Genomic DNA, 21,454 nt, shown 5'->3' with positions numbered 1-21,454 from the left:
CCGATCAGGCTACGGCAACGCGCCGACACGCGAGATCGGCGTGCCTTGCTTTTCCAAACTGGCAAGCATGGTCGGGCGGACCAGGCAACCCTATAACCACCAGATATGACGGAGGACGACATGGCCGACGACAAATCCAGGAGCAAGCAGGATCGCAAACCGGCCGCCGGCGAGGAGCCTTACGACGTAGCGGCGTTTGCGAAAAAATACGGCCTGCCGCCGAGCGAGGCCGCGACCATCATCAAGCGGTACGGGCCTTCGAGAAAGAAGCTCGACGCACATATGGCGAGCCGCAACGCCTGATCCGCATCCGGCGGCGGCGACCCGGACCGCGGCTTGACCATGCCCGCCTGTTTTCCGGCCGGTTCTGCCGGATGCCCGAAATTTCCCATTTTGGGAATTGCCTCTTGTTCCCGTTTTGGGAACTTGCTATATCAAGGCGTGCAGATCGTCAGCAAAAAGACCCTTGTTGCCTTCTGGACCAGGCACCCGCAGGCGAAGGGACCGCTGACCGCCTGGTATCTGGCGATCGACAAGGTCGACTGGAAAACCTCCGCTGACATCAAGACTCAGTTTGGTGCGAACGTGGACTTCGTTAGGGACAACCGCGCGATTTTCGACATCGCCGGCAATAAATACCGGGTCATCGTTCATGTCAGCTACACATACAAGCGGGTGCTGATCAAATTCGTCGGCACCCATGCCGAATACGACAAGATAGATGCGGAAACAGTTTGATGAAAAACATTCGCCCCCTCAAAACCGAAGCCGACTATGACTGGGCTATCGCTGAGATCACCCGGTATTTCGACAACGAGCCCGAGGTCGGTTCCGCCGACGGCGACCGTTTCGATGTGCTCGCCGATCTCATCGAAGCCTATGAGGCCAGGCATTATCCGATCGAGGCGCCGGACCCTGTCACGGCCATTCGCGCTTACATGGAAATGGCTGGCCTGAAGCAAGTGGCCCTTGCCGAAGTCATCGGCTCGGCTTCGCGGGCCTCGGAAATCTTGAATAGAAAGCGCTTGCTGACGATCGATATGGTGCACCAGATCCACAAGAATTGGCACATTCCAGCGGAAGTGCTTATCCAGCCTTACCACCTTTCAGGTGATGAGAAGGCCGAACGGCGCCGGGTTCGCGCGGCTGCAGGATAGGAGTTGCTCTTACATTAGCTTGAGCGCATATTTTGTCAGCCGGTGAACTAACCAAGCCGGTCAGGCTCGGCGCCAGCCCCTCCCTCGATCCCCTCGACGCCGAGCCGCTGGGGGATCGGCGGCTCTGGAGGCGAACCATGCCCATGTATCTCTCACGATTCAGCTATACGCCCGAGACTTGGGCGCGCCTGATCGAAAACCCCGAGGATAGACGCGAGGCAGCCCGCACCTACATCGAGTCGGTGGGCGGAAAGCTGCACGGGTTCTGGTACGGCTTTGGAGAGCACGATGGCTGGAACCTGTGGGAGGCGCCCGACAACGTTTCGATGGCATCTGTCATGCTCGCCATTGGTGCGGGAGGAGCGCTCAGCTCGTACGAGACCACCGTTCTCCTGAGCGTCGAAGAGACGATGCAAGCCCTTGGCAAGGCGAAGTCGGTCCGCTATCGCCCGCCGGGAAAGCCCTGACCAGTCGCGCATCAAGGCGCCGGAACGGTTTGCGGACTTTTCGCCCGCCTAGCCCGTAGAGATTCGGGCTAGGCTCGCCGTCCGGCTGGTGCCTGCGCGCTCGCCCGTGTCGCGCTCACCCGGGTCGCGCACGCCCGCGCCACGATCGCTTGCAGCGGCTCCGGCCGGTGCAGCAGAAATCCCTGGCCGAAGGCAATGCCCATATCCGCGAGGATGTCGAGCGCATCCTGCGCTTCGATCTTCTCCGCCACCACGGAGCAGCCGAGGCTCCTGGCGATGCCGGATATCGCCAAGACGATTTCGCGGTCGAAGCGGCTATCGGCAATATGCTCGATGAACGCACCGTCGATCTTGATCGTATCGACGGGAAAGCGCCGGAGATATTCGAACGAGCTCATGCCCGCCCCGAAATCGTCGAGGCTGACGCGGCAGCGCCGCTCGCGCGCTTTGCCGACGAACTGTTCGGCAGCTGCGAAATTGGTGACCGCGGCGGTTTCGGTGATCTCGAAGCCGATACCGGAATGCGGCGCCCCGGTCTCAGCGATGACGGCGTCGACGAAATCCCAAAGCTGCGGATCGCTCAGCGTCTGCGCCGACAGGTTGAAGCCGAGCGTCAGCGCCCCTGACTTCAGCGCCGGACCATGAAGCGATAGCGCCGTCCTGATGATCCAGCGGTCGAGCCGCGAGGCGACACCGAACCGCTCCGCCGCCGGGATGAACTCGCCCGGCGGGATCAGCCGCCCGTTGCGGCCAGCGAGCCGCGCCAGGACCTCGACATGGCGGCTTTCTTGCCAGGGTTTGCCGAGCTGGTGGATTTCCTGGCCGAACAGTTTCAGCCTTCCGTCCGCCATGGCGTCGACGGTGTCGGCCGCCAGCCGCGCCGCATTGAGACCGCCGGACCCTGACGTCGTCTCGGGCGAGAACACAGCGAAGCGATTGCGCCCGGCGGCCTTGGCCGCGTAGCAGGCGTCGTCGGCGCAGGCGAGCGCGTCGGCCACCGCGGTATTCGCATCGGCGACAAAGGCGATGCCGATGCTGGCCGCAAGCTTGCGCGACGTCACCGTCGAGCCGAGGTCGGCGTCGCGAACCGCGGCGAGAACGGCGCCGGCGAGACGCTCGGCTTGCGCTGCGTCGCAATCAGGCACCAGCAGCGCGAACTCGTCGCCGCCGAGGCGCGCAGCATGCACCGACGGCGGCAGACAGTTCAAGATGCGCTCGGCGACGCGCTTCAGGGCAAGGTCGCCGGCGGCGTGGCCGGCGAAGTCGTTCAGTGCCTTGAAGTAGTCGAGATCGACGTAGAACACCGCGAGCCGGCGCGCCGTTGCGATGTGCTCGGCCAGCAGCCGGTCGAAAGCGGCGCGGTTCAAAAGGCCGGTCAGCGCGTCATGGCGGGCCGCATGGGCAAGCTCCTGCTCGCGTTGCTTCGCCTCGGTGATGTCACGCACCGTGCCCAGGATCTGGCCCGACGACTGGGCGTCGGCGAACCGTATCAGCGATTCGACATGTCGGATTTCGCCGTCCCGCTTGATGATGCGGTATTGCGCGGCGACGACCTTTTGGGTTTGCAGCGGCGCCAGGTGGGCCCGCTCGGCGTCGGCCCGGTCGTCCGGATGCAGAAAACTGTGCCAGAGGTCTTGCGACACTTCGTCGGTGTCGGCGACAAGCCCGAAGATGTCCCGCGTGCGCTGGTCCCAGTAGCTTTTGCCTGCGGCGAGATCGTGGTGCCAGATGCCGGTGCCGCTGGCCGCCAATGCCAGGCGAAAGCGGACGTTGACCTGTTCGAGCTCTGCTTCCGCTTGCTTCTGCTTGGTGATGTCGGTCTGGACGCCCATCAGTCTGACCGGCCGGCCTTCGGCGTCGCGTTCGACCACTCCGCCGCGATCGAGAACCCATACCCAGTGACCGGATTTGTGCTTCAGCCTGAGCTCGGTCTCGATCGAATCGGTCAGGCCGGCAATGTGGCGTTCGCCGCTGGCCACCGCCCGCTCGCGATCGTCGGGATGCGTCAGTTGCAACCAGAGATCGCTTGTCTCGGCAAGCTCGCCCTCGCCATATCCGAGCATTTGCAACCACATCGCCGAGTAGAAACAGTCGCCGCTCCTCCTGAGATCCCAGTCCCAGACGCCAAGATGCGCGCGTTCGAGTGCCAGCTCCCAGAACTCTCCGTTGCGATCCTTCTTGTCAGCCATGTCCTGGACTTCGCCCGCCTCGTCGCGGCCCCCGCCTCGTCGCGGCCCCGCCTTGTCGCGGCCATTGTGCGGCAAAAGCAAAGAAGAAACCGTTACTGCGCAGCGGCCGGGGTGGACGGCCAATTTCTCTCACCCTGACACCCCGAGGGGCGAACTTTGCGGCAACAGCAGCCACAGCCGCGACGGCGCCAGCTCTCATTTTTTCCCTTGCGGGTAGATTGTCTCACCGTGCTTCAGCATCTCGATGAAGGCGGCGATCTTCTTCTTGCGCCCAGCCTCGGTCTTCATGTTGTGGATGCGGAAGGCGAGCGCGAAGCGGTTCTGCGCGCTGAGCCTTGCCAGCATCGCCTTGGCCTTGGGCTCGGCGTCTATTGCGGCCTGCAGATCCTCGGGGATTTTCATGTCCTTGCCGCTTGCATAGGCACGCGCCCAGCGGCCGTCGGCCTTGGCTGCCTCGACCTGTTTCAACCCATGCTCGGTCATCCGGCCCGCCTCGATCAGCCGGGCGACGTTGTCGACGTTGATCTGGCTCCAGGTGCTATTCCTGCCGCGCGGCGTGTAGCGCTGCAAATAGCTCTTGTCGTCGAGACCCTTGCGCACGGCATCGATCCAGCCCCAGCACAGCACGACGTCGATGGTCTCCTTGGGCGTGATCGAAGGCAGTCCCGAACCGACCTTATGGATCTTGATCCAGATTTCTGTCTCGGTGTCGTGATGCTTGCCGAGCCAGCTGTAGAAGCTTTCGGCGTCGCTGAATTCGCGGACCTTGGCGGGGTCGACCTTGACCGGCGCCATCAGCGGGTTTCGCTTTTTGCGGTCATTATCGTTTCCTCCTCATCGCTGCCTAGCTCCGATCGAATGGAGCAACGGCAACCTCGTTGCAAGGCTGGCGGGACAGCGAAGCTGCCGATCTCCCCCTTGAGGGGCAGATGCCAAGTTTTGGCAAAAAGGGCAGGACAGAGGGGGGGCGCGAAGGATCGCCATCGTCTCGTTACCTCATGACCAACCGAGAATTGACATGAGGTGCAGTTGCAAAGGATTGAAGGCCGGCGGGACAGCGCCCCCCTCTGCCCTGCCGGGCATCTCCCCCACAAGGGGGGATTGGCAGCGTCGCTGTCCCCGCCCGAGAAGGGCCGAGAAGGGGGGGCCTTACTGCAGCTGCGGTTTCCTGAGAAAGCTGTTGCGGTCGGCCGATTTGACGCGCAGCCAGGTTTCGCGGCCGTCGCGCACAACCCGCAACGGAATCTCCGCCCCCGCCGGATTCTGCCACAGCTTGCGGTAGAAATCGGCGAGCCCGTCGACTTCGCCGTCGCGCACATCCGAGATGATGTCGCCCCGGCGCAAGCCGGCTTCGGCGGCGGGGCTGCCTTCGGCGACGCTCATCACCACAACCTCGCCATTGCTTTCGGCGGAGAAGGCGCCGAGCCACGGGCGCGGTGGCCTGGCAACCTGGCCGCGTGTCAAGAGATCGTCGAGAATAGGCGGCAGAAGGTTGATCGGCACCACCATGTTGATATCGGCGATCTCGCCGGCGCGGCTCATCTGCAGGCGCAGCGAACCGATGCCGAGCAGCCTGCCATCCTGCCCGATGAGTGCCGCACCTCCCCATGACGGGTGAGCGGGCGCGGTGAAGATCGCTTCGTCCAGCAGATACTCCCAATAGCCGGCGAATTCCTGCTTGGTGACGATGTGCGCGCTGACCGCCTGGCCAATGCCGTCGGCGAGCACCACGGGGTCGCCGGCCATCGCCCTGGCCGCGTCGCCGAAAGCCACCGCGGGCAGGCCGAGCGGCGCCAGCGCCTGCACCAGGCCGAAGCCCGTTTCCTGATCGTAGGCGAGCGCGTGCGCGGGAACCACGCGCCCGTTGTGGTCGGTCAGCCAGACTTCTTCCGCCTCGGTGATGAGGTAGCCGATGGTGAGCACCAGGCCGTTGTCGCGAATGACCACGCCGCTGCCTTCCCGGCTGGTGCCCAGCGCATTCGCGGTGAAGGCATCATCCGGGATCGAGGCGCGCACCGTCACGATGGACCGCAAAATCGTATCGATGGTCATGCTTTCAATCCTGGCCATAGTCACGACGGGCGTCAGAGGCCCGATCTTTCCTATAGCTATGGCGCACGTGACGAGGCGCAAGGGCCGGACAATCGCGCAGGCAGACCGGCATCGACAATAGTTCAACACAAGTTGAACTTCCCGCAGCCCGCACTATTTGTATCCATGCAAGCTGATCCTCCCCGAGACCCTCCCCGCTCACCTCAAAGGCTTCCCGAGATGAACCAATACACACCGCCGAAAGTATGGACCTGGAACAAGGAAAATGGCGGCGCCTTCGCCAGCATCAACCGGCCGATCGCCGGCCCGACGCATGACAAGGAGTTGCCGGTCGGCAAGCATCCGCTGCAGCTTTACTCGCAGGCGACACCAAACGGCGTGAAGGTGACGATCATGCTGGAGGAGTTGTTGGCGCGCGGCCACAAAGGCGCCGAATATGACGCCTGGCTGATCAGGATCAACGACGGCGACCAGTTCGGCAGCGGCTTCGTCGAGGTCAACCCCAACTCCAAGATCCCGGCGCTGATGGACCGCAGCGGGCCAAAGCCGATCCGCGTCTTCGAATCCGGCTCGATCCTGCTGCATCTGGCCGAGAAATTCGGCGAGTTCCTGCCGACCGAGCAGCCGGCGCGTGCAGAAACCCTGTCGTGGCTGTTTTGGCAAATGGGCTCGGCGCCCTATCTCGGCGGCGGCTTCGGCCATTTCTACGCCTATGCACCGGAAAAGTTCGAATATGCCATCGACCGCTTCGCCATGGAGGTGAAGCGCCAGATGGATGTGCTCGACCGGCGGCTGGCGGTAAGCGAATATCTCGGCGGCGACGCCTACACGATTGCCGATATCGCCGTGTGGCCCTGGTATGGCGGGCTGGCCAAGGGCCGCATGTACAGCGACGCCGGCGAGTTCCTGTCGGTGCAGGAATACAAGCACGTGCAGCGCTGGGCCGACGCGATCGACGCACGGCCGGCGGTGCAGCGCGGCCGCATGGTCAACCGCGCCTTCGGCGAGCCGGCGATGCAACTGCATGAGCGCCACGACGCAAGCGATTTCGACACCAGGACGCAGGACAAGCTGGCGGCGGAGTGATCCGGGCGACGGAGCTGGAGCGGATGACGCGCTGCGCAGTATCACATATGCACTCGGACATATATACTGGTTGACTAAAGTAACGGAACGTCCAATGCACATTCCCAGAACCGAACATGTCCGCTTTCAAGCGGCTTAGACCATACTATCTATCTGATTAACATTATGGTCTAGGCATGTTTATATTTGTGCTGGCCGACCTGAATCTCAAAACCGCATGCCGTCTCGACGGTCCGGTACTCGGGGGTCGCGGTCACCTGTGTGTCTTTCGTTCGGCCCTATAGATCAGCCGGACGACGGACAAAAAATATCCAACCTGCAGAACGATCAAGGTAAGGACCGTCCAGCCCAGCACCTTCCAGATTGAACCCGTTGCCAAAAAAGTCGAGAGCGCCACGACGAATGACGCGGCGGTCATCCCCACCAGGAACTGTGGAAAATTCATCGCTTTTCACGGTCGCCCCGGAGCTTCTAACAGCCGCGACGACCACCCTTGCCCATTTACCCCAAACCAACGTTTTCACCCTTTGGATGGTTGCGCAAGTGGCAAATGGATGGGAAGTGTGCGTATGTTTAGCGCAACCTATGGTTGCAAAAAATAAGAAGATGTCGGCGGGACAGCGGCACCTCTGTCCTGCCGGCGTCAAAAGCTACTACAGGCGCAACGCTCAGGCCGACATGGCCAGCGGCCTTGCGCTCTTGTTGGGGATCTGGATGTCGATCTCCAGCGTCGACATCGTCTCGCCGCGATCCATCGAGACCTGCAGATAATCCTGGTCGATCTGGACGTGCCTGGCGATGACGGCCATGATCTCCTCGCGCAGCACCGAGACGAGATCGGGCTGGCTGCGGTTGCGGCGCTCATAGGCGAGCAGCACCTGCAGCCGCTCGCGCGCCACCGGCGCGCTGCCGCGCCGCTTGAAGAGGTCTAACAGGCTCATGCTGCCCTCCTTCCAAAAAGCCGATCAAGAAAGCCCTTGCGCTCGAACGGCACGACGACCGGCAGGTCCTCGCCCTCGAGCCGTTTGGCCGCCTCGATATAGGCGCGGGCGGCGGAGTTGGTCGGATCGCTGAGTGTTACCGGTGAACCGAGGTTGGAGGCCTTGAGCACGTCCTGGCTCTCGGGAATGATGCCCAGCAGCGGCGTCGACAGGATCTCGAGCACGTCGTCGATCGAGAGCATTTCGCCGCGCGCCGCGCGCGCCGCATCATACCGCGTCACCAGCACATGCTTGGCGATCTGCTCGCCCCGCTCGGCCTTGACGGTCCTGGCGTCGAGCAGGCCGATGATGCGATCGGAATCGCGCACCGAACTGACTTCCGGGTTGGTGACGATGACCGCCTCGTCGGCAAAGCGCATGGCAAGCTGCGCGCCGCGCTCGATGCCGGCCGGGCTGTCGCAGAAGACGTAGTCGAACACCGAGCTCAGCTTTTCGATCACCTCGCCGACGCCCTCCTCGGTCAGCGCATCCTTGTCGCGCGTCTGCGAGGCCGGCAGCAGGAACAGCGTCTCGACCCGCTTGTCGCGGATCAGCGCCTGCGACAGCTTGGCCGTTCCCTGGATGACGTTGACTAGGTCGAACACCACCCGCCGCTCGGCGCCCATGATCAGGTCGAGATTCCTCAAACCCACGTCGAAGTCGACCAGCGCCACCCTCTTGCCGGTTCTCGCGACGGCGGCGCCAAGGGCGGCCGTCGAGGTCGTCTTGCCGACGCCCCCCTTGCCCGAGGTGACCACCACAACTTTGCCCATCTATCCCTCCTTATTGTTGTTGATATTGTTAAGCGTTTGATTTATGCGATGCGCTTAAGTCTTTGTTTTTAATCCAAAACATCTGCGTAATTTCGGGCGACTGCATTAGCTGAACGGCGCGATGCGCAGCGTGTCTTTTTCAAGAAACGCCTGCACCGCTTTTCCGCGCAAGGCCGGCTCCATCTCCTCGGCGGTGCAATACCAGCCGTCGACCGACAGCAGCTCGGCCTCGTTTTTGCGGCAGAAGATGCGCGCCGCCGAATGGCCGAGCACACCCGCCGACGCCCGCCCGCGCAGCGTGCCGTAGACATGGATCGAGCCGGCGGCGACGATCTCGGACCCGGAGGCGACCGAGCCCAGCACGATGACATCGCCATGCGCGTGGAAGATCGACTGGCCCGAGCGGATCGGCGACTTGACCATCAGCGTGGCCGGCGCGTCCGGCACCCTGTCTTCCGGCTGCCTCTCTTCCGACTGCCTGTCTTCCGGCTGCTTGCCCGGTTCCGCCCTGCCTGCTTCCGCCCTGCCCGCCTCTTCCGGCCTGCCGGCGGCCTTTTGCTCGGCCTGCATGAGCAGCCCGGCTGTGGCCTCCTTGGCGCCGATCAGCACAGGCGGCAGACTGGGCTCAAGCACCGTGTTGCCGTCGAGCTCGATGGCATAGATGCGGATGCCGCGCAGGCCAAGCTCGGCAACCAGCGCTTCGATCTGGCTGACCGCGGGCTTCAACGTGTTGAGGTTGAGCACCACCGGGCGGCCGGCAAAATAGCCGGGAGAATTGCCGATCCAGCGATCGAGGCTTTCCAGCCACTCCGAAAGCGGCGTCTCCGGGGTGAGGGTGAAGGCGACGAAGGAGCGGGCGCGAAAGCGAATGGATTTGGTCTCGACGGGGGCGGCGAAGGTCACGGACAGCGATTCCTTACTGATAGGTAAACGCTAGCCAGCCATGGTTAACGAAAGGTTAACGGACGGGTGTTTGCGCATCCGGAAAGCTGTTACTGACGGGCTCGCTGGAAATTGCCTGCCCTTCCTCGACACCTTGCTGGCTAAATGCCCTTCGCTGCGTCCTCGATCAGTTCCGCCAGCAAGGTAGAGAACCGCTCGTCAGCCCTATCCCCGATGTTTCCCACTTCTCTCGCCACTGTCCCGGGCGAAGAGACCGACACTTGTCCACTCAGCTGAACGTTGACCGTGAACGTCCTTCCGACCACCTCCTTTTCCGTTCCCCGCTTCCTGTAGATCCTGAACCGAATAGATGGGGTTGATGCTTTGGTTTGGCGGCGTGGTGCGGTGTCCATCTCGACGGCCACCTCGCCTGCTACGTCAGCCCTGGCCGTTTCCAGCGACGCGACCACGACGTCGTTTAGCCAGGCCCTTGCTTGCGCGCCGAAGTCCACCCCTTCGGCCTTCTCATTGCCGACCTTCCCGTCTTGCTCACGGCGGGCTTCCTTGCCGCGGTCAAGGGCATCTCTAAACTTGGACATCGTGGTTTGCCTCCGATTGTGGGCGCATGAGACCCGCTGTCACATCGCCATGCTCCTCCTAATGGGTAGAACGCGCGCGAGCGCCGTGCGTTGCGTAAGCGGAGCCCGCGGTTCGCCGCGCTGCGCGCGGCAGTATCCTTCTGCCGCGGTCGATCGCCGGGCTGGCGGCGGTGATCGCGGCGCTGTGGTGGTGGCTGGGGTAGTGTCAGCAGCCAGCCGGACAAGAGCTGGAAATTACCTGCCCTTTCCCACAAGATGCCTGAACATCCCTGGGGCTCGACATGTGCAATCTCTACAACATCACCACCAGCCAGGAGGCGATCCGCCAGTGGACCCGCGCCTTGCGCGACAGTCTCGGCAATCTCGAGCCCTCCATCGACATCTACCCCAACCAGCCCGGCCCGGTGGTGCGCAATGCGCCGGACGGTGAGCGGGAACTGGTCAACCTGCTGTGGGGCATGCCGACGCCGATCGAGCGCGTAAAGGGCAAGGCCGACTACGGCACCACCAACATCCGCAACCCGCAATATGGCCACTGGCAGCAATATCTCGGCGTCAAGAACCGCTGCGTGGTGCCGCTCACCAGTTTTGCCGAACCGAGCCCGATGCCGGGCGACAAGGACCCGGATACCGGTATTCAGAAAAACTACTGGTTCGCGCTGAACGAGGAGCGGCCGCTGTTCTTCTTCGCCGGCCTGTGGACGCGCTGGCAAGGCGTGCGCAAGGTCAAGGACGGCCCCGGCGAGTTCGAGCTCTATGGTTTTCTGACCACTAGGCCAAACGCCCTGATCGCGCCGATCCACGAGAAGGCGATGCCCGTCATCCTGACGACGCAGGAGGAAACCGAGACCTGGCTGAGCGCGCCGTGGTCGCAGGCCAGCCACCTGCAGCGCACGGCACCCGACGACGCGCTGGTGATCGTCGACAAGCCGGCGACGCAGATAAAATTTCCGCCGCAGGCGCCACAGGCGCCGCTCCAGGGTTCGCTGTTCTAAAGCTTGAATTTTTGCAGCACCCAGATGTAGCCCTTCGGCGGATGGTCCTGGTCGACGAACTGAGTGCGAACGGTGGTGTCCTTGCGACTGCATCGCTTGCACCTGAACCGGATGGCTTCCAGCGGCTTGTTCCAGCCCACCACCTTGGCCACGTCGTTGGCCCGAAAACGGCCGACATGGTAGCAGTGGCCGCACTCGACGATGATCAGCATATTGGCCTTCGCGGCACGTCCAACGCTGTCCATCGGCCCGGCCATGGCTCATTTCCGAGTCAAATAGTCCTCGGGAAGCGGAAGCAGGCCAAGATCCGGCATCCGAAAATCGGGCTCCTTCTCCGCTACGCTGGCCATCACCGCATGCAGTTTTTCGACAAGCCCGCAAAGCTGCCAAAACAGCTCGCCATGCGCCTTCAGATGCAGTTGCGACGCAAGCACCGTCTTGCGCAGGCTGAGAGCATCGCTGATGATCGCCTCGGCATGCCTCGCCGACAGCCTGTTGAACCGGCTTTTTCGTCTGCCCATCGCGGCTCTCCTGAATTTGTGAGCAACCGCCCCACCTACCGACAAATAGGAAGGCATTCCTCGCCGAGTCAATTCACGCTTGACATTTTTGTTCCCGTTTTGTACAATTTGAACAGAAACGGCTGGAGGCATCGCCATGGACAACATCGTGACGCTGGACAGCCGCCAGGAGGCCGCGCTTCAGGCGGTGGCCGACAAGTTCATTGCCCAGCACAAGGGCGACGCGGTGAAGGCACTGAAGGAAATGATCGTGCTGAACGGGCATTTGCAGGAACGGCTTGATGCCCTGTCGTCACCACGCCGAGCGACGCGCTAAGCTCCCAGAGATGACGGCAGCAGGACGCGTGTTCAATCGTGCCGTTCGAAGGTCGGCTTAGCGCCCCAAGGCTGGCGGGCGGCAATGCGCCCCTTCCTGGACATTACCAAAAGCAAGACCACGGGGAATTCTGACTCACTTCCCGAACGGCATAGTCTTCGCCTCGCTGGAATGTCTAACGCGACTCCGTCATGATCTCCCAGCCCTGTCGATCGACGCTGCCCCAAGCCCGTGGTGCCGACGCAGGTGATGAGGGCAGGCTAGATCAGTGCAGCGGATCCACCCGGCGACTTTCCTTTTTGCGGCTCGAGCCTTGCGAGATATGGGGGACGGGTTCGTGGCCGTTCTGTTGCCGGTCTATCTCCTCGCATTAGGCTTTGCACCTCTGCAGGTCGGCGTCATCGCGACCGCGTCGCTTCTCGGTTCCGCGCTCTTGACCATCGGTTTCGGACTCCTTGGCGCCCGGTACGATCACCGCCAACTCCTGCTTGCCGCCGCAAGTCTGATGGTCGCCACGGGTGCGGCCTTTGCTGTGGTCCACGACTACGCGCTGCTTTTGGTGATCGCGTTCGCAGGCACAATCAACCCATCGGCCGGCAGCGTCAGCGTCTTCGTGCCCTTGGAGCATGCCGCGCTCACACGTGAGGTCACTGACGCCGCGCGGACCAAGATGTTCGCGCGTTACAGCCTTGTGGGTGCGCTCGCAGGCGCCGTTGGCGCGCTCGCTTCGGCAACCCCTGATCTTCTGGCTCCAGTCGGCCTCGACCAACTCACCGGTATCAAGGCGATGTTCGTGCTCTATGCATTGCTCGGCCTGTTCGGGGGCCTCCTTTATGCGCGGATCCCGCGGCGTCGTCCGACGTCGGACGCCGGCACCGCGTCCGCGCTCGGGCCCTCGCGCAATATTGTTTTCAAGCTTGCGGCACTTTTTAGCCTTGATGCTTTCGCCGGCGGCTTTGTCGTCCAGTCGCTGCTTGCTCTATGGCTTTTCGAAAAATTCGACCTGTCGCTCTCGGAAGCGGGCTTTTTCTTCTTTTGGTCGGGCCTACTTTCGGCGTTCTCATTCCCCGTTGCAGCTTGGCTGTCTCGGCACATCGGACTCATCAACACGATGGTGTTCACACATATTCCTTCCAGCATCGCCCTGATGCTGGCGGCGCTTGCGCCGACGCTACCTCTGACACTGGCCCTGCTGCTGGTCCGCGCTGCGCTTTCGCAGATGGACGTCCCGACGCGCTCATCTTACGTCATGGCCGTTGTCACGGAAGCGGAGCGGGCGGCGGCCGCGAGCTTCACATCGGTCCCGCGCAGCCTGGCCGCCGCAGCCAGTCCCGCGCTGGCAGGCGCTCTGTTCGCTGCCTCGTTCCGGGCTTGGCCCCTCCTCATCTGCGGTGCACTGAAGATCGCTTACGATCTGCTGCTGCTGATGCAGTTTCGGCACCTCAAGCCGCCGGAGGAACGGTGATGCAGCCGCACCGGTTTGGGGTGTTTGACCAGGATGGGTCAATCGCGAAGGAAAACGTTGGAAAGGTTGTCGATCACTTCCGGCTGTCGCTGCGCGAAATGTCGCCTCGGACCGAAGCGAGCTTTTCAGTTCCGCACCGCATCTTAAGCGATGTTGATCCGTTGTCGGTTATCGGTCGGCAACTCCGCAGCATGAGCAGTCGCTCAACTCGACACGATCGAGCGGCTGCAAATGACGTCGCAAGCCAATCCTTATAGCGGCAGCTCCTTGCCCGCCTGCTCCGCTACCATGTACGCAGCGTACCAGTCCGGCCAATTCTCATCACGCTGGCCGCCTGTCCGCTTCTCGTGCTCGCCATGGGCTTCCGAAGCACGCCGGAACGCCGCTGCGAGTTCGGTCAACGAGGCGAATGTGATGTTGTCGGCGTCGACACGCCCTGGAAAGCGTTGGGTGACTTCCTGCAACAGCCATTGGTTTCCATCTGGATCGCTGAATGTGGCGTACGAGGTGTAGCTGCGCCGCTCAGGGTCCGGGCCGCTAACACGGCCTTCACGGCCGTCATAGTGGTACACTTCGCTCACGTCGACACCGCGATCGGCGAGTTCGGCGCGCGCAACCCCGATGTCCGACACGACGAGCTCGCCAACGTGTTCAAGGACATCGAGCTCGATCCGGGCATAGGGCCCCGGTGTGACCCCTGAGCCGAAGACTATCGAACACGGGGAGCCCGGCGGCGTAAACTGGATTACATGAAATTCGTCGCCTGTGATGTCGGCGTCGAGCCTCCAACCCAAGCCGCCATAAAATCGCTTGGCGCGATCGACGTTCGAAACGGGGATGACGACGACTTCGAGCTTGATGTCGACCCTTCGCGCTGCCGGGGTCGCGATTGCGGCTTCGCCGCGCTCCTGAATATCGTTCATGACGATCTCCTTGGGTTTTGGATGCGTTGCGTTATCTTCAACGCCACGCGCCCTGTCGGTGCCGGTGGTGGCTGTTCATGCACGCAAGCGGGATTTGAGGCTCGGGCCGCAACTATGCCGCCGAACCTCTTGATGCTCTTCTGGATGTGCACATATCCGGTAACGCGAATTCGCGCCCGCTAACCCGAGATGGATTTGGCAGGCAGACGAAACGCGCCCTACGTTTGGCAGGCTGGTCGCTAATCAGCAAAAATATTGGCGGCTAAGTATCGTAGCATTCCTATTGTATTGCAGCAAATCAACTCGCAAAAAATCAAAGGAAATTTCCTGGATATATTTCACTACCCATATGATTTTTTCCCTAAAACGAACCGGCACAGCTAAGCTCGTTGTCGCTTCGGTTCCAAAAGACACCGACAAATCCTTACGCGTCCTGATCCCGACGTCCTGTTGTCAGTAGTCCAGAATTGCCCTTCGGTCTGACGGAGAGACGTCCTCAGGGTCAAATCCGCTGTTCCCGGTGAGGTCCGATTCCGAGAGCAAATTTGAGCCGGGAATGTCCGACTAAGGTCAATCCTTCCGGTACTCGAACCGGACGGTTGCGCCAGAACTGGCCATTCAGTTGACCCCGCCAACGGCGGGAGTTGACCTCTTAGCGGAAGTTAGAACCACGGCCCCTCAAGAATGCGCAAGCAGCCTTCTAGCCGTCAAAATTGACATGGCAACGCAACTCACGACGCTGGACGAGCTGTCGGCGTTGGATGGGGTTGGTCAATCGAACCTGTTCACTCGCCCATCGTCATTACAGCCTGGGCGTGATTTTATGCAAAGCGCGTGTCGATCCGCCGGGGGCTGGTTCGTCGACTTAATTAGCGAGACTGTTCAGCGGCCATCACGTCCGCGGCTCGCCTCAGGAGGAGTTCTCAAATGCGCTTCATGTCGTTCGTCACTTCCGCCCACGCTGGACCGCCGACGGCGGAACTCATCGAGGCGATGAACAAGCTCGCCGACCGGGAAATCAAGGCCGGTCGCATGGTCGACATGGGCGGACTCACGCCGGTCGCGATGGGCGCGCAGGTGCGCATCGCCGAGGGGAAGCTCAGCGTCATCGACGGTCCGTTCGTCGAGGCGAAGGAAGTCATCGGCGGCTACGCGATCATGGAGTTCCGGAACAAGGAAGAGGCCGTGGCGTCGGCGGTCGAGTTCATGCAGCTCCACAAGGATTTCATGCCGGATTGGGAGGGCACGTGCGAGGTCCGCGCGTTTGCCGGCCCTTGAGGCGACGTTCCTGCAGACGGCGTCGGCGGCCATGACGGTCGCCGACGCCCATCGCACGATCCTCGCCGTGTGGCGGATCGAGCAGCCCCGGCTGATCGCCAGTCTGGCGAGGATGCTGCGCGATGTGCCGTTGGCCGAGGATTTGACGCAGGAAGCCCTGCTGGCCGCCCTTGAGCGGTGGCCGGCCACAGGCGTTCCGGAAAAACCCGGCGCCTGGCTGATGGCGACCGCCAAGCGCCGGGCCCTGGATCATCTGCGCCGCAGCCGGATGCTCGAGCGCAAGCACGACATTATCGCCTGGGACATGGAGGAGGAGCAGCAGGCCATGCCCGACCTCGACTCGGCCCTGGACGACGACATAGGCGATGAACTACTTCGGCTCATCTTCACCGCCTGTCACCCGCGACTGTCGCGCGAGGCGCGCGCGGCGCTGGCACTGCGGATGATCTGCGGCCTGACAACCGAGGAGATCGCCAGGGCCTTCCTGTTGCCGGAGGCGACGATCGCCCAGCGCATCGTGCGGGCGAAGCGGACTCTTTCGGAATCGGGGCTGGCCTACGAGACCCCAAGCGGCGAGGAGCTCTCAAAGCGGCTCTCCTCGGTGCTGGAGGTCGTCTACCTCATCTTCAACGAAGGCTACACCGCGGCGAGCGGCGAGGACTGGCTGCGCCCCCAGCTCTGCAATGAAGCGCTTCGCATGGGCCGCGTGCTCACCTCCATCGTGCCGCACGAGCCCGAAGCCCATGGACTGCTCGCTCTGATGGAGCTGAACGCCTCGCGCACGGCGGCTCGTACTGACGCCGAGGGCGAGCCAATCCTCATGCTGGACCAGAACCGCGCACTCTGGGACCAGCTCCAGATCCGGCGCGGGATGCAGGCGCTCGGGCGAGCGCGCGAATTAGGCGGAGCGGGCGGCATTTACGCCCTACAGGCGGCGATTATCGCCTGCCACGCCCAGGCGAGGACGGCAAGTGATACCGACTGGTCGCGCATCGCCGGACTTTATGCGGAGCTGGCAGCTGTCGTGCGCTCGCCAATCGTCGACCTCAACCGCGCGGTTGCCGTCGGCATGGCCGAGGGCCCAGAAGTGGCGCTGGTGATCGTGGACCGCCTTTCGCGCGAGCCGGCGCTCAAAGGCTATCACCTGCTGCCGACCGTTCGCGGCGACCTGCTCCGCAAACTCGGCCGCTACGAGGAGGCGCGCGCCGCGTTCGAAGCAGCCGCGGCGCTGGCGGGCAACAGGCGGGAACATGCCCTGTTGAGGCGGCGCGCCGCCGAGGCGGCCGACGCAGCGATGTCATCATAATCCCTGATCAGACAAGGACATGATCGACCCCGGATCGACTGCTTCCGGGCTTTTGTCATTTTCCTGTAAGGTCTGACTTGGATATCGCGGAACGTCCGCTGTCCCGCCCGGCCCGAACCCCCAAGGTGAAACGGCAGCTTAGGTCAGAACCGCTGGTCGCGCTCAATGTCCGGTTTTGAGAACGGATATCTGTCCGGTTTTGGGAACGGATATAGGCTCCCGAAAGCTTCTGACATTCCGAGCCCCTAAGCCGCAAGTCCGCCAACGGCCGCAAGGCTGACTGTCAGCAACGCGCCGCCAAATCGACCGTTCACCTACAAACCCTTGCGCGTGAAAGCCGACATCCCTGTTGAGGACGATAGGCGTTCCGGAACTACGGCAAGAGATCCGTCACAGCGCGCCCACTTCCGTCCATTGCCATAGGGAAACTGGCATGTTCGTGGATGATTTTCCAAGAACCGGCGATGCGCCTTAGCACGATGGTTCGCCGGCTCCAGGAGTCGACCTTTGTGCCATCGGTCTTAATGCCAGTCATGCGCGACAGCCCGAAGGCCACTGCAAGATCGCCGTCGATCATGATCTGCGGGTCAGCCATGTGAACGGTGACGCCGTTGCGCCAAGTTGCAAACCAAGCATTTATCCCTTCGATGTCGCGTGCCTGTTCGCCTCGATAGGCAAGCGGCGGCGGCAGATCGAAAACCACGACATCCGGGTCCATGGCATCGACGTTGGCGCGGGCGTCCCCCTTGGCAATTGCGTCTTCCTGGCCCCGGATGACAGACAAGACTTCCTTTTCAGACATGTCGTTGCTCCTTCATTTCTGGAACGACGAGGCCGGGGCGATCAATCCGACATCGACACCATAATAAATATGGCCGGTCCTAGCTGCTGTTGCATCGTGGTATCGAGAGTGATGAGCCCCTCATCTGCCGGACATCGCATCATCGGGGGCTCTAGTGGCCCACCACGAGTGCCAATACGACTAAGAACCCGACCAGCAAGATGGCTGGTCGAACGACATCAACCGCGTTGGGTTGGGGCATGGCTGGTGGCGTCTTTAGTTCCAGCCGGGTTACCAACGCCGCATGAGAATTTCGATCATTGGCTTCACTCGTGCACCGGCAGCATGCCGCGTGGTTCACGAGTTAGTCGGCGTGGATCGCCTCACTTCGACCCATGAAAAGGTAGTTTGGTGCGGTAGAAATCGGCCAATGCCGTTCGGCTAGAATTGGTGGCCTGTGACGTCGTATGATGTGGGCCAATCCAACACATATGGCTTTCGATTCCTCGCCCCGCTCCAGTCATCAAGGCGCCGCACAGCGGTCGTGCTGTTCCTTCGAAGCAGTGGCTGCAGGAGGTTCAATACCGGACCTCGCCCGGTCAGGTGCTCATACGAGGCCGGCTTTGCGAAGGCCATCCACGATCAGCTCGAAATCTTTGGGATCCTTGTAGGGCAACACTTTGCGGCGATGTTCCAGAGAATATTGGGGGTTGACGCGAAACACTTCCTGCCACTCGCGACGGGCTTCTTCGAACCGACCCAGATGGCCGTAGCTCGCCGCCAGGAGCACGCGTGAGACCACTCGACGATCGATATCCTTACGCGCATTGGGCGCTGGGCATCGTCGAATTGTATTCGCGACGCCATGAGGCGGCCATCTGCTCGGCCAAACGCTTGATCGCTCTTGCGCCAAATCTTGCCGAGGGGCACGAAAATCTTGGTTACGCACTGCATTATTCCGGCAAGGCTGAGAACGCACTCCGGTGTTTCGACAGGGCAATGGCCTTGAACCCGTATTATCCGGATGTGTACCTTCACTTCCAGGCGCAAGCGATGTTCCAGTTGTGCAGGTACGAAGAGGCAATTGGGATCCTGAGGCGGCGACTTGTTCGTAACCCTTCCACCGACGAAAGATATCGGTCAGGTTGCGATCGAAGCGCTCCGCCCACAGATGTCCGCCTGTGGTCGCGTCAATAAGCTGCGCGGTGATACGTACCCTGTTGCCGGATTTGCGGACGCTGCCCTCCAGCACGTAATGCACGCCGAGGTTCCGGCCCACCTCCTGAACGTTCACGTTCCTGCCCTTGAAAGTGAAGGACGAATTGCGAGCGATCACAAACAGCTGCGACAGCTTTGAGAGAGCTGTGATGATGTCTTCGGAGATTCCGTCGGCGAAATATTCCTGCTCGGTATCACCGCTCATGTTGGCGAAGGGCAGCACGGCGATCGATAACTGAGGCGGTGCCGCTGTCGAAAGCAGAGCTTCCGACAGTTCGGAGATCACAGGCGCCTTTGCGTGAGCCGCGGTGCCGACTCGGAGTGAATAAACCCGGATCGGCTCGGCAATATTCTTGAGCTGGGTGTCGCCGAGATCACTGACCGAAACGTCTAGTCTCGTCTTGACTTGCCGATAGGCGTCTTCGGACAGGCAGATGGTGCCCGGGGCAGCGACGCCCTCCAGACGCGAGGCGATGTTGACGCCGTCGCCCATCAGGTCGCCGTCGCTTTCTTCGACCACGTCGCCCAAATGTATCCCAATCCGAAACTCGATGCGGCGGTCCTCGGGCACGCCGGCGTTGCGCTCGACCATGCCATTCTGCACTTCTATGGCGCAGCGCACGGCATCTACCACACTGCGGAATTCGACCAACGCACCATCGCCTGTGCGCTTGACCATTCGACCGTTGTAAACGGCGATGGTCGGGTCAATCAGGTCGCTACGAAGTGCCCGCAACCGGGCCAAGGTACGATCTTCATCGGCGCTCGCCAGCCGGCTGTACCCGACCACATCAGCGGCAAGGATCGCGGCTAGCTTGCGGCTCTCGCTCACGGGACAATCTCCTCGTATCCACAATAACACGAAGAGGCAGGGAAACATGAAAGTTCGCTGTCCCCATCAGAGCGGTATCCTGCACTCGCTAGAATTCTACACCCTACGCCGAAGTAAGGCTTCATCCGGCGCGGCTGCCTGGCAAGGGACGGCCATCAACGCCCTTAATGCCTCTTGAAATAATGCACCTCGCGTTCGTGCTTCTCCGCAGCCTCGCGGGTGTCAAACGTCCCGAGATTGCGGCGCTTGCCGGTCTTTTCGTCCTTCTTGCGCGAATAGAGGCGGTATTTTCCGTCTTTGAGTTTTCTGATCATCTGTCACTCCCCGAGCCGCTGCTTCCCCTTGAGGTTGCGCGCGGCTTGTTCGATCGCCGCTCGGTCATTGCCCAGCCTGTCGATCAGTTGCTGCGCCTGTTCGCCCGATATGCCGGTGCGCACCGCCAGGGCCTCCACCGTCAAGACGTCGGAGCTCGCGACCTCGCGGGTTTCCGGCAGGGCATCGCCTGCCGTCAGCGGCAAGGCTGCTTCCCTGTCGATCTCGGCCTCGGCCCGGTGCCAGTGCCGCTCGGGATCGCCATGGATCCCGCCTTCGCGTTCCCAGATCTGGTACGCGCGCTCACGAATCTTGTCTTCCCGGTCGTCGCCCATGTTGATTCCTCCTTTTTGTTTCGGATGAACGCCGCGCCAACCCGAACGATCCAAGAAATCTGCGTGATGGTTGGATGGGTCGCACAGGCGCCATGCACTGCGGCCGCCAGCCCGTCCCGCCCTCGCCTAATGGCACTGCCGGCGTGGGCCGCCGGAATAGGGCTGGTAGGTGTTGTCTTCCGGCCGGTAAGAGCGGTAGCGCCTGAAGCAATATTCGACGTGGTCGGGCGGAAGCCAGGCGCCGGTTTCATCCGCCGGAATGTCGCCATCCATCGACCACGTGTCGGTCGCCTCGACATAGCTGGCGCCATCGTCGGCAGGCTGCGTGGCGCGGTCGGCCGCACCGGCATCGAGATAGGGCGAGATGCAGGGACGCTGCTCGCCGCTATAGGATGTGTAGTGGTCGTCGCTTGGCCTGTAGGAGCGGTAGCGGCTTGCGCACCATTCCACATGGGCGGCGGGCATCGCCTGCTGCTCGTCGGTTGCCGGCGTTGTCGGCTTGATGGAGGCGGTAGCGGTGGTGTCGGGCGACGAAGCTGCGGCATCGGCAGGTTTCGCGGCGCGATCAACTGGGGCCTCATCAAATGGGGCCTGATCAAATGGGGCCTGATCAGCCGGGGCCTCTGCAACCTCTGGAACCGCTGGGACCTCTGCGATCTCTGGGACAGCGCGGGCGGGAAGGCGCTCAAGCTGCTGCGAAGCGGGGTTGACCTTCCGCGGCTCCCTCGGCCACAGTTCGGCAACGCTGGACGTCGGAGCGACCGGCCGCACCGGCTCGGCGGAGAGAATCCAGAGGGCGAAAGCCAACCCGCTGGCGAAAACCGTCAGCGTAAGCACGAAGCCGCCAAGTACCGCCGATAAAGCTTTCACCTTGCGCTCCTTTTGCCCCGTCATATGTTAAAATGCGAGGCATTGGATCCGGTTCCAACCAGCGCGGCAGCATGAACTTCCGTGCGCAAAGGAAGCTCCTCTCCGTCTCGGCTTCGC

Annotated in this window: 26 protein-coding genes and 1 pseudogene; 11 read left to right on the top strand and 16 right to left on the bottom strand. The window is 62.1% G+C overall.

Annotated features, from left to right (window positions below; translation table 11 throughout):
* Nucleotides 1-120 precede the first annotated feature (120 nt).
* From AC0L16_RS09610 to AC0L16_RS09595, 4 genes are all read left to right on the top strand, one after another.
* On the top strand, nt 121-303 hold the full coding sequence (locus tag AC0L16_RS09610) for a DUF3606 domain-containing protein (protein ID WP_473620406.1): 183 nt from the start codon (nt 121-123) through the stop codon (nt 301-303).
* Nucleotides 304-441: 138 nt separating this feature from the next.
* A complete protein-coding gene (locus tag AC0L16_RS09605) occupies nt 442-738 on the top strand; it encodes a type II toxin-antitoxin system HigB family toxin (RefSeq protein WP_473620562.1) in 297 nt (98 codons plus the stop codon).
* Nucleotides 738-1,157, top strand: a complete 420-nt coding sequence (locus AC0L16_RS09600) for a helix-turn-helix domain-containing protein (protein WP_473620404.1) — start codon at nt 738-740, stop codon at nt 1,155-1,157. The genes AC0L16_RS09605 and AC0L16_RS09600 overlap by 1 nt, the downstream gene beginning before the upstream one ends.
* A gap of 137 nt (nt 1,158-1,294) precedes the next feature.
* Nucleotides 1,295-1,624, top strand: a complete 330-nt coding sequence (locus tag AC0L16_RS09595) for a GYD domain-containing protein (RefSeq protein ID WP_202366865.1) — start codon at nt 1,295-1,297, stop codon at nt 1,622-1,624.
* 68 nt (nt 1,625-1,692) lie between these two features.
* Here AC0L16_RS09595 and AC0L16_RS09590 read toward each other — a convergent pair whose 3' ends face one another.
* From AC0L16_RS09590 to AC0L16_RS09580, 3 genes are all read right to left on the bottom strand, one after another.
* Complete coding sequence (locus AC0L16_RS09590) at nt 1,693-3,813, bottom strand: EAL domain-containing protein (RefSeq protein ID WP_473620403.1); 2,121 nt, start codon at nt 3,811-3,813, stop codon at nt 1,693-1,695.
* 195 nt (nt 3,814-4,008) lie between these two features.
* On the bottom strand, nt 4,009-4,608 hold the full coding sequence (locus AC0L16_RS09585; RefSeq protein ID WP_473620401.1) for a YdeI/OmpD-associated family protein: 600 nt from the start codon (nt 4,606-4,608) through the stop codon (nt 4,009-4,011).
* Between the two features lie 354 nt (nt 4,609-4,962).
* On the bottom strand, nt 4,963-5,865 hold the full coding sequence (locus tag AC0L16_RS09580) for a S1C family serine protease (RefSeq protein WP_473620399.1): 903 nt from the start codon (nt 5,863-5,865) through the stop codon (nt 4,963-4,965).
* A gap of 219 nt (nt 5,866-6,084) precedes the next feature.
* Here AC0L16_RS09580 and yghU point away from each other — a divergent pair, with 219 nt between their 5' ends.
* The gene (gene yghU / locus AC0L16_RS09575; RefSeq protein WP_473620397.1) at nt 6,085-6,951 is read left to right on the top strand and encodes a glutathione-dependent disulfide-bond oxidoreductase; all 867 of its coding nucleotides are present in this window, start codon (nt 6,085-6,087) and stop codon (nt 6,949-6,951) included.
* 253 nt (nt 6,952-7,204) lie between these two features.
* Here yghU and AC0L16_RS09570 read toward each other — a convergent pair whose 3' ends face one another.
* From AC0L16_RS09570 to AC0L16_RS09550, 5 genes are all read right to left on the bottom strand, one after another.
* Complete coding sequence (locus AC0L16_RS09570) at nt 7,205-7,369, bottom strand: exopolysaccharide production repressor protein (RefSeq protein ID WP_473620561.1); 165 nt, start codon at nt 7,367-7,369, stop codon at nt 7,205-7,207.
* A 250-nt stretch (nt 7,370-7,619) separates the two neighbouring features.
* Complete coding sequence (minE, locus tag AC0L16_RS09565; protein WP_023803855.1) at nt 7,620-7,892, bottom strand: cell division topological specificity factor MinE; 273 nt, start codon at nt 7,890-7,892, stop codon at nt 7,620-7,622.
* Nucleotides 7,889-8,704: a septum site-determining protein MinD gene (minD, locus tag AC0L16_RS09560; protein WP_023803856.1), complete on the bottom strand. Its 816-nt coding sequence runs from the start codon at nt 8,702-8,704 to the stop codon at nt 7,889-7,891. The genes minE and minD overlap by 4 nt, the downstream gene beginning before the upstream one ends.
* Before the next feature lie 105 nt (nt 8,705-8,809).
* The gene (gene minC / locus AC0L16_RS09555; protein WP_473620395.1) at nt 8,810-9,607 is read right to left on the bottom strand and encodes a septum site-determining protein MinC; all 798 of its coding nucleotides are present in this window, start codon (nt 9,605-9,607) and stop codon (nt 8,810-8,812) included.
* A 140-nt stretch (nt 9,608-9,747) separates the two neighbouring features.
* Nucleotides 9,748-10,185 (bottom strand): hypothetical protein, encoded by a 438-nt coding sequence (locus AC0L16_RS09550; protein ID WP_473620393.1) that lies wholly within the window; start codon nt 10,183-10,185, stop codon nt 9,748-9,750.
* A 281-nt stretch (nt 10,186-10,466) separates the two neighbouring features.
* On the opposite strand from AC0L16_RS09550, the gene AC0L16_RS09545 reads away from it, so the two are divergent.
* Nucleotides 10,467-11,180, top strand: coding sequence for an SOS response-associated peptidase (locus tag AC0L16_RS09545; protein ID WP_473620391.1), 714 nt, complete (start codon nt 10,467-10,469; stop codon nt 11,178-11,180).
* On the opposite strand, the gene AC0L16_RS09540 is transcribed toward AC0L16_RS09545, so the two are convergent.
* Nucleotides 11,177-11,437 (bottom strand): hypothetical protein, encoded by a 261-nt coding sequence (locus AC0L16_RS09540; RefSeq protein WP_473620390.1) that lies wholly within the window; start codon nt 11,435-11,437, stop codon nt 11,177-11,179. The two genes, AC0L16_RS09545 and AC0L16_RS09540, sit on opposite strands and share 4 nt — an antisense overlap.
* 3 nt (nt 11,438-11,440) lie before the next feature.
* Entirely contained in the window at nt 11,441-11,839 is a 399-nt protein-coding gene (locus AC0L16_RS09535) for a hypothetical protein (protein WP_473620388.1), read from the bottom strand.
* Here AC0L16_RS09535 and AC0L16_RS09530 point away from each other — a divergent pair.
* Entirely contained in the window at nt 11,838-12,017 is a 180-nt protein-coding gene (locus AC0L16_RS09530; protein WP_473620387.1) for a hypothetical protein, read from the top strand. The genes AC0L16_RS09535 and AC0L16_RS09530 overlap by 2 nt on opposite strands.
* Nucleotides 12,018-12,339: 322 nt before the next feature.
* Nucleotides 12,340-13,482 (top strand): MFS transporter, encoded by a 1,143-nt coding sequence (locus AC0L16_RS09525; protein WP_473620559.1) that lies wholly within the window; start codon nt 12,340-12,342, stop codon nt 13,480-13,482.
* 251 nt (nt 13,483-13,733) lie between these two features.
* Here the strand turns inward: AC0L16_RS09525 and AC0L16_RS09520 are convergent, their stop codons facing one another.
* Nucleotides 13,734-14,405 (bottom strand): VOC family protein, encoded by a 672-nt coding sequence (locus AC0L16_RS09520; protein WP_473620385.1) that lies wholly within the window; start codon nt 14,403-14,405, stop codon nt 13,734-13,736.
* Nucleotides 14,406-15,332: 927 nt separating this feature from the next.
* Here AC0L16_RS09520 and AC0L16_RS09515 point away from each other — a divergent pair.
* Both AC0L16_RS09515 and AC0L16_RS09510 read left to right on the top strand, forming a co-directional pair.
* Entirely contained in the window at nt 15,333-15,683 is a 351-nt protein-coding gene (locus AC0L16_RS09515) for a YciI family protein (protein ID WP_023797731.1), read from the top strand.
* Between the two features lie 31 nt (nt 15,684-15,714).
* The gene (locus tag AC0L16_RS09510; protein ID WP_473620384.1) at nt 15,715-16,989 is read left to right on the top strand and encodes an RNA polymerase sigma factor; all 1,275 of its coding nucleotides are present in this window, start codon (nt 15,715-15,717) and stop codon (nt 16,987-16,989) included.
* A 373-nt stretch (nt 16,990-17,362) separates the two neighbouring features.
* Here AC0L16_RS09510 and AC0L16_RS09505 read toward each other — a convergent pair whose 3' ends face one another.
* Complete coding sequence (locus tag AC0L16_RS09505; RefSeq protein WP_473620382.1) at nt 17,363-17,791, bottom strand: YybH family protein; 429 nt, start codon at nt 17,789-17,791, stop codon at nt 17,363-17,365.
* A 771-nt stretch (nt 17,792-18,562) separates the two neighbouring features.
* Here AC0L16_RS09505 and AC0L16_RS09500 point away from each other — a divergent pair.
* Nucleotides 18,563-18,967 carry a tetratricopeptide repeat protein gene (locus AC0L16_RS09500; RefSeq protein ID WP_473620557.1) on the top strand — a complete coding sequence of 135 codons (405 nt, stop codon included), beginning with the start codon at nt 18,563-18,565 and terminating at the stop codon, nt 18,965-18,967.
* A gap of 403 nt (nt 18,968-19,370) precedes the next feature.
* On the opposite strand, the pseudogene AC0L16_RS09495 reads toward AC0L16_RS09500, so the two are convergent.
* The 4 genes and pseudogenes from AC0L16_RS09495 to AC0L16_RS09480 form a co-directional block, all read right to left on the bottom strand.
* Nucleotides 19,371-19,868, bottom strand: a pseudogene (locus AC0L16_RS09495) (adenylate/guanylate cyclase domain-containing protein); the annotation flags it as partial.
* A gap of 116 nt (nt 19,869-19,984) precedes the next feature.
* The gene (locus AC0L16_RS09490; protein ID WP_473620381.1) at nt 19,985-20,134 is read right to left on the bottom strand and encodes a hypothetical protein; all 150 of its coding nucleotides are present in this window, start codon (nt 20,132-20,134) and stop codon (nt 19,985-19,987) included.
* A gap of 3 nt (nt 20,135-20,137) precedes the next feature.
* Nucleotides 20,138-20,467: a DUF2934 domain-containing protein gene (locus AC0L16_RS09485; RefSeq protein ID WP_473620379.1), complete on the bottom strand. Its 330-nt coding sequence runs from the start codon at nt 20,465-20,467 to the stop codon at nt 20,138-20,140.
* A 126-nt stretch (nt 20,468-20,593) separates the two neighbouring features.
* Nucleotides 20,594-21,337 (bottom strand): BA14K family protein, encoded by a 744-nt coding sequence (locus AC0L16_RS09480; RefSeq protein ID WP_473620377.1) that lies wholly within the window; start codon nt 21,335-21,337, stop codon nt 20,594-20,596.
* Between the last annotated feature and the right edge of the window lie 117 nt (nt 21,338-21,454).

This window comes from Mesorhizobium sp. WSM4848 (assembly GCF_055811375.1).
The sequence above is the reverse complement of the archived record's forward strand: the minus strand, read 5'-3'. Positions and strand labels throughout refer to the sequence as shown.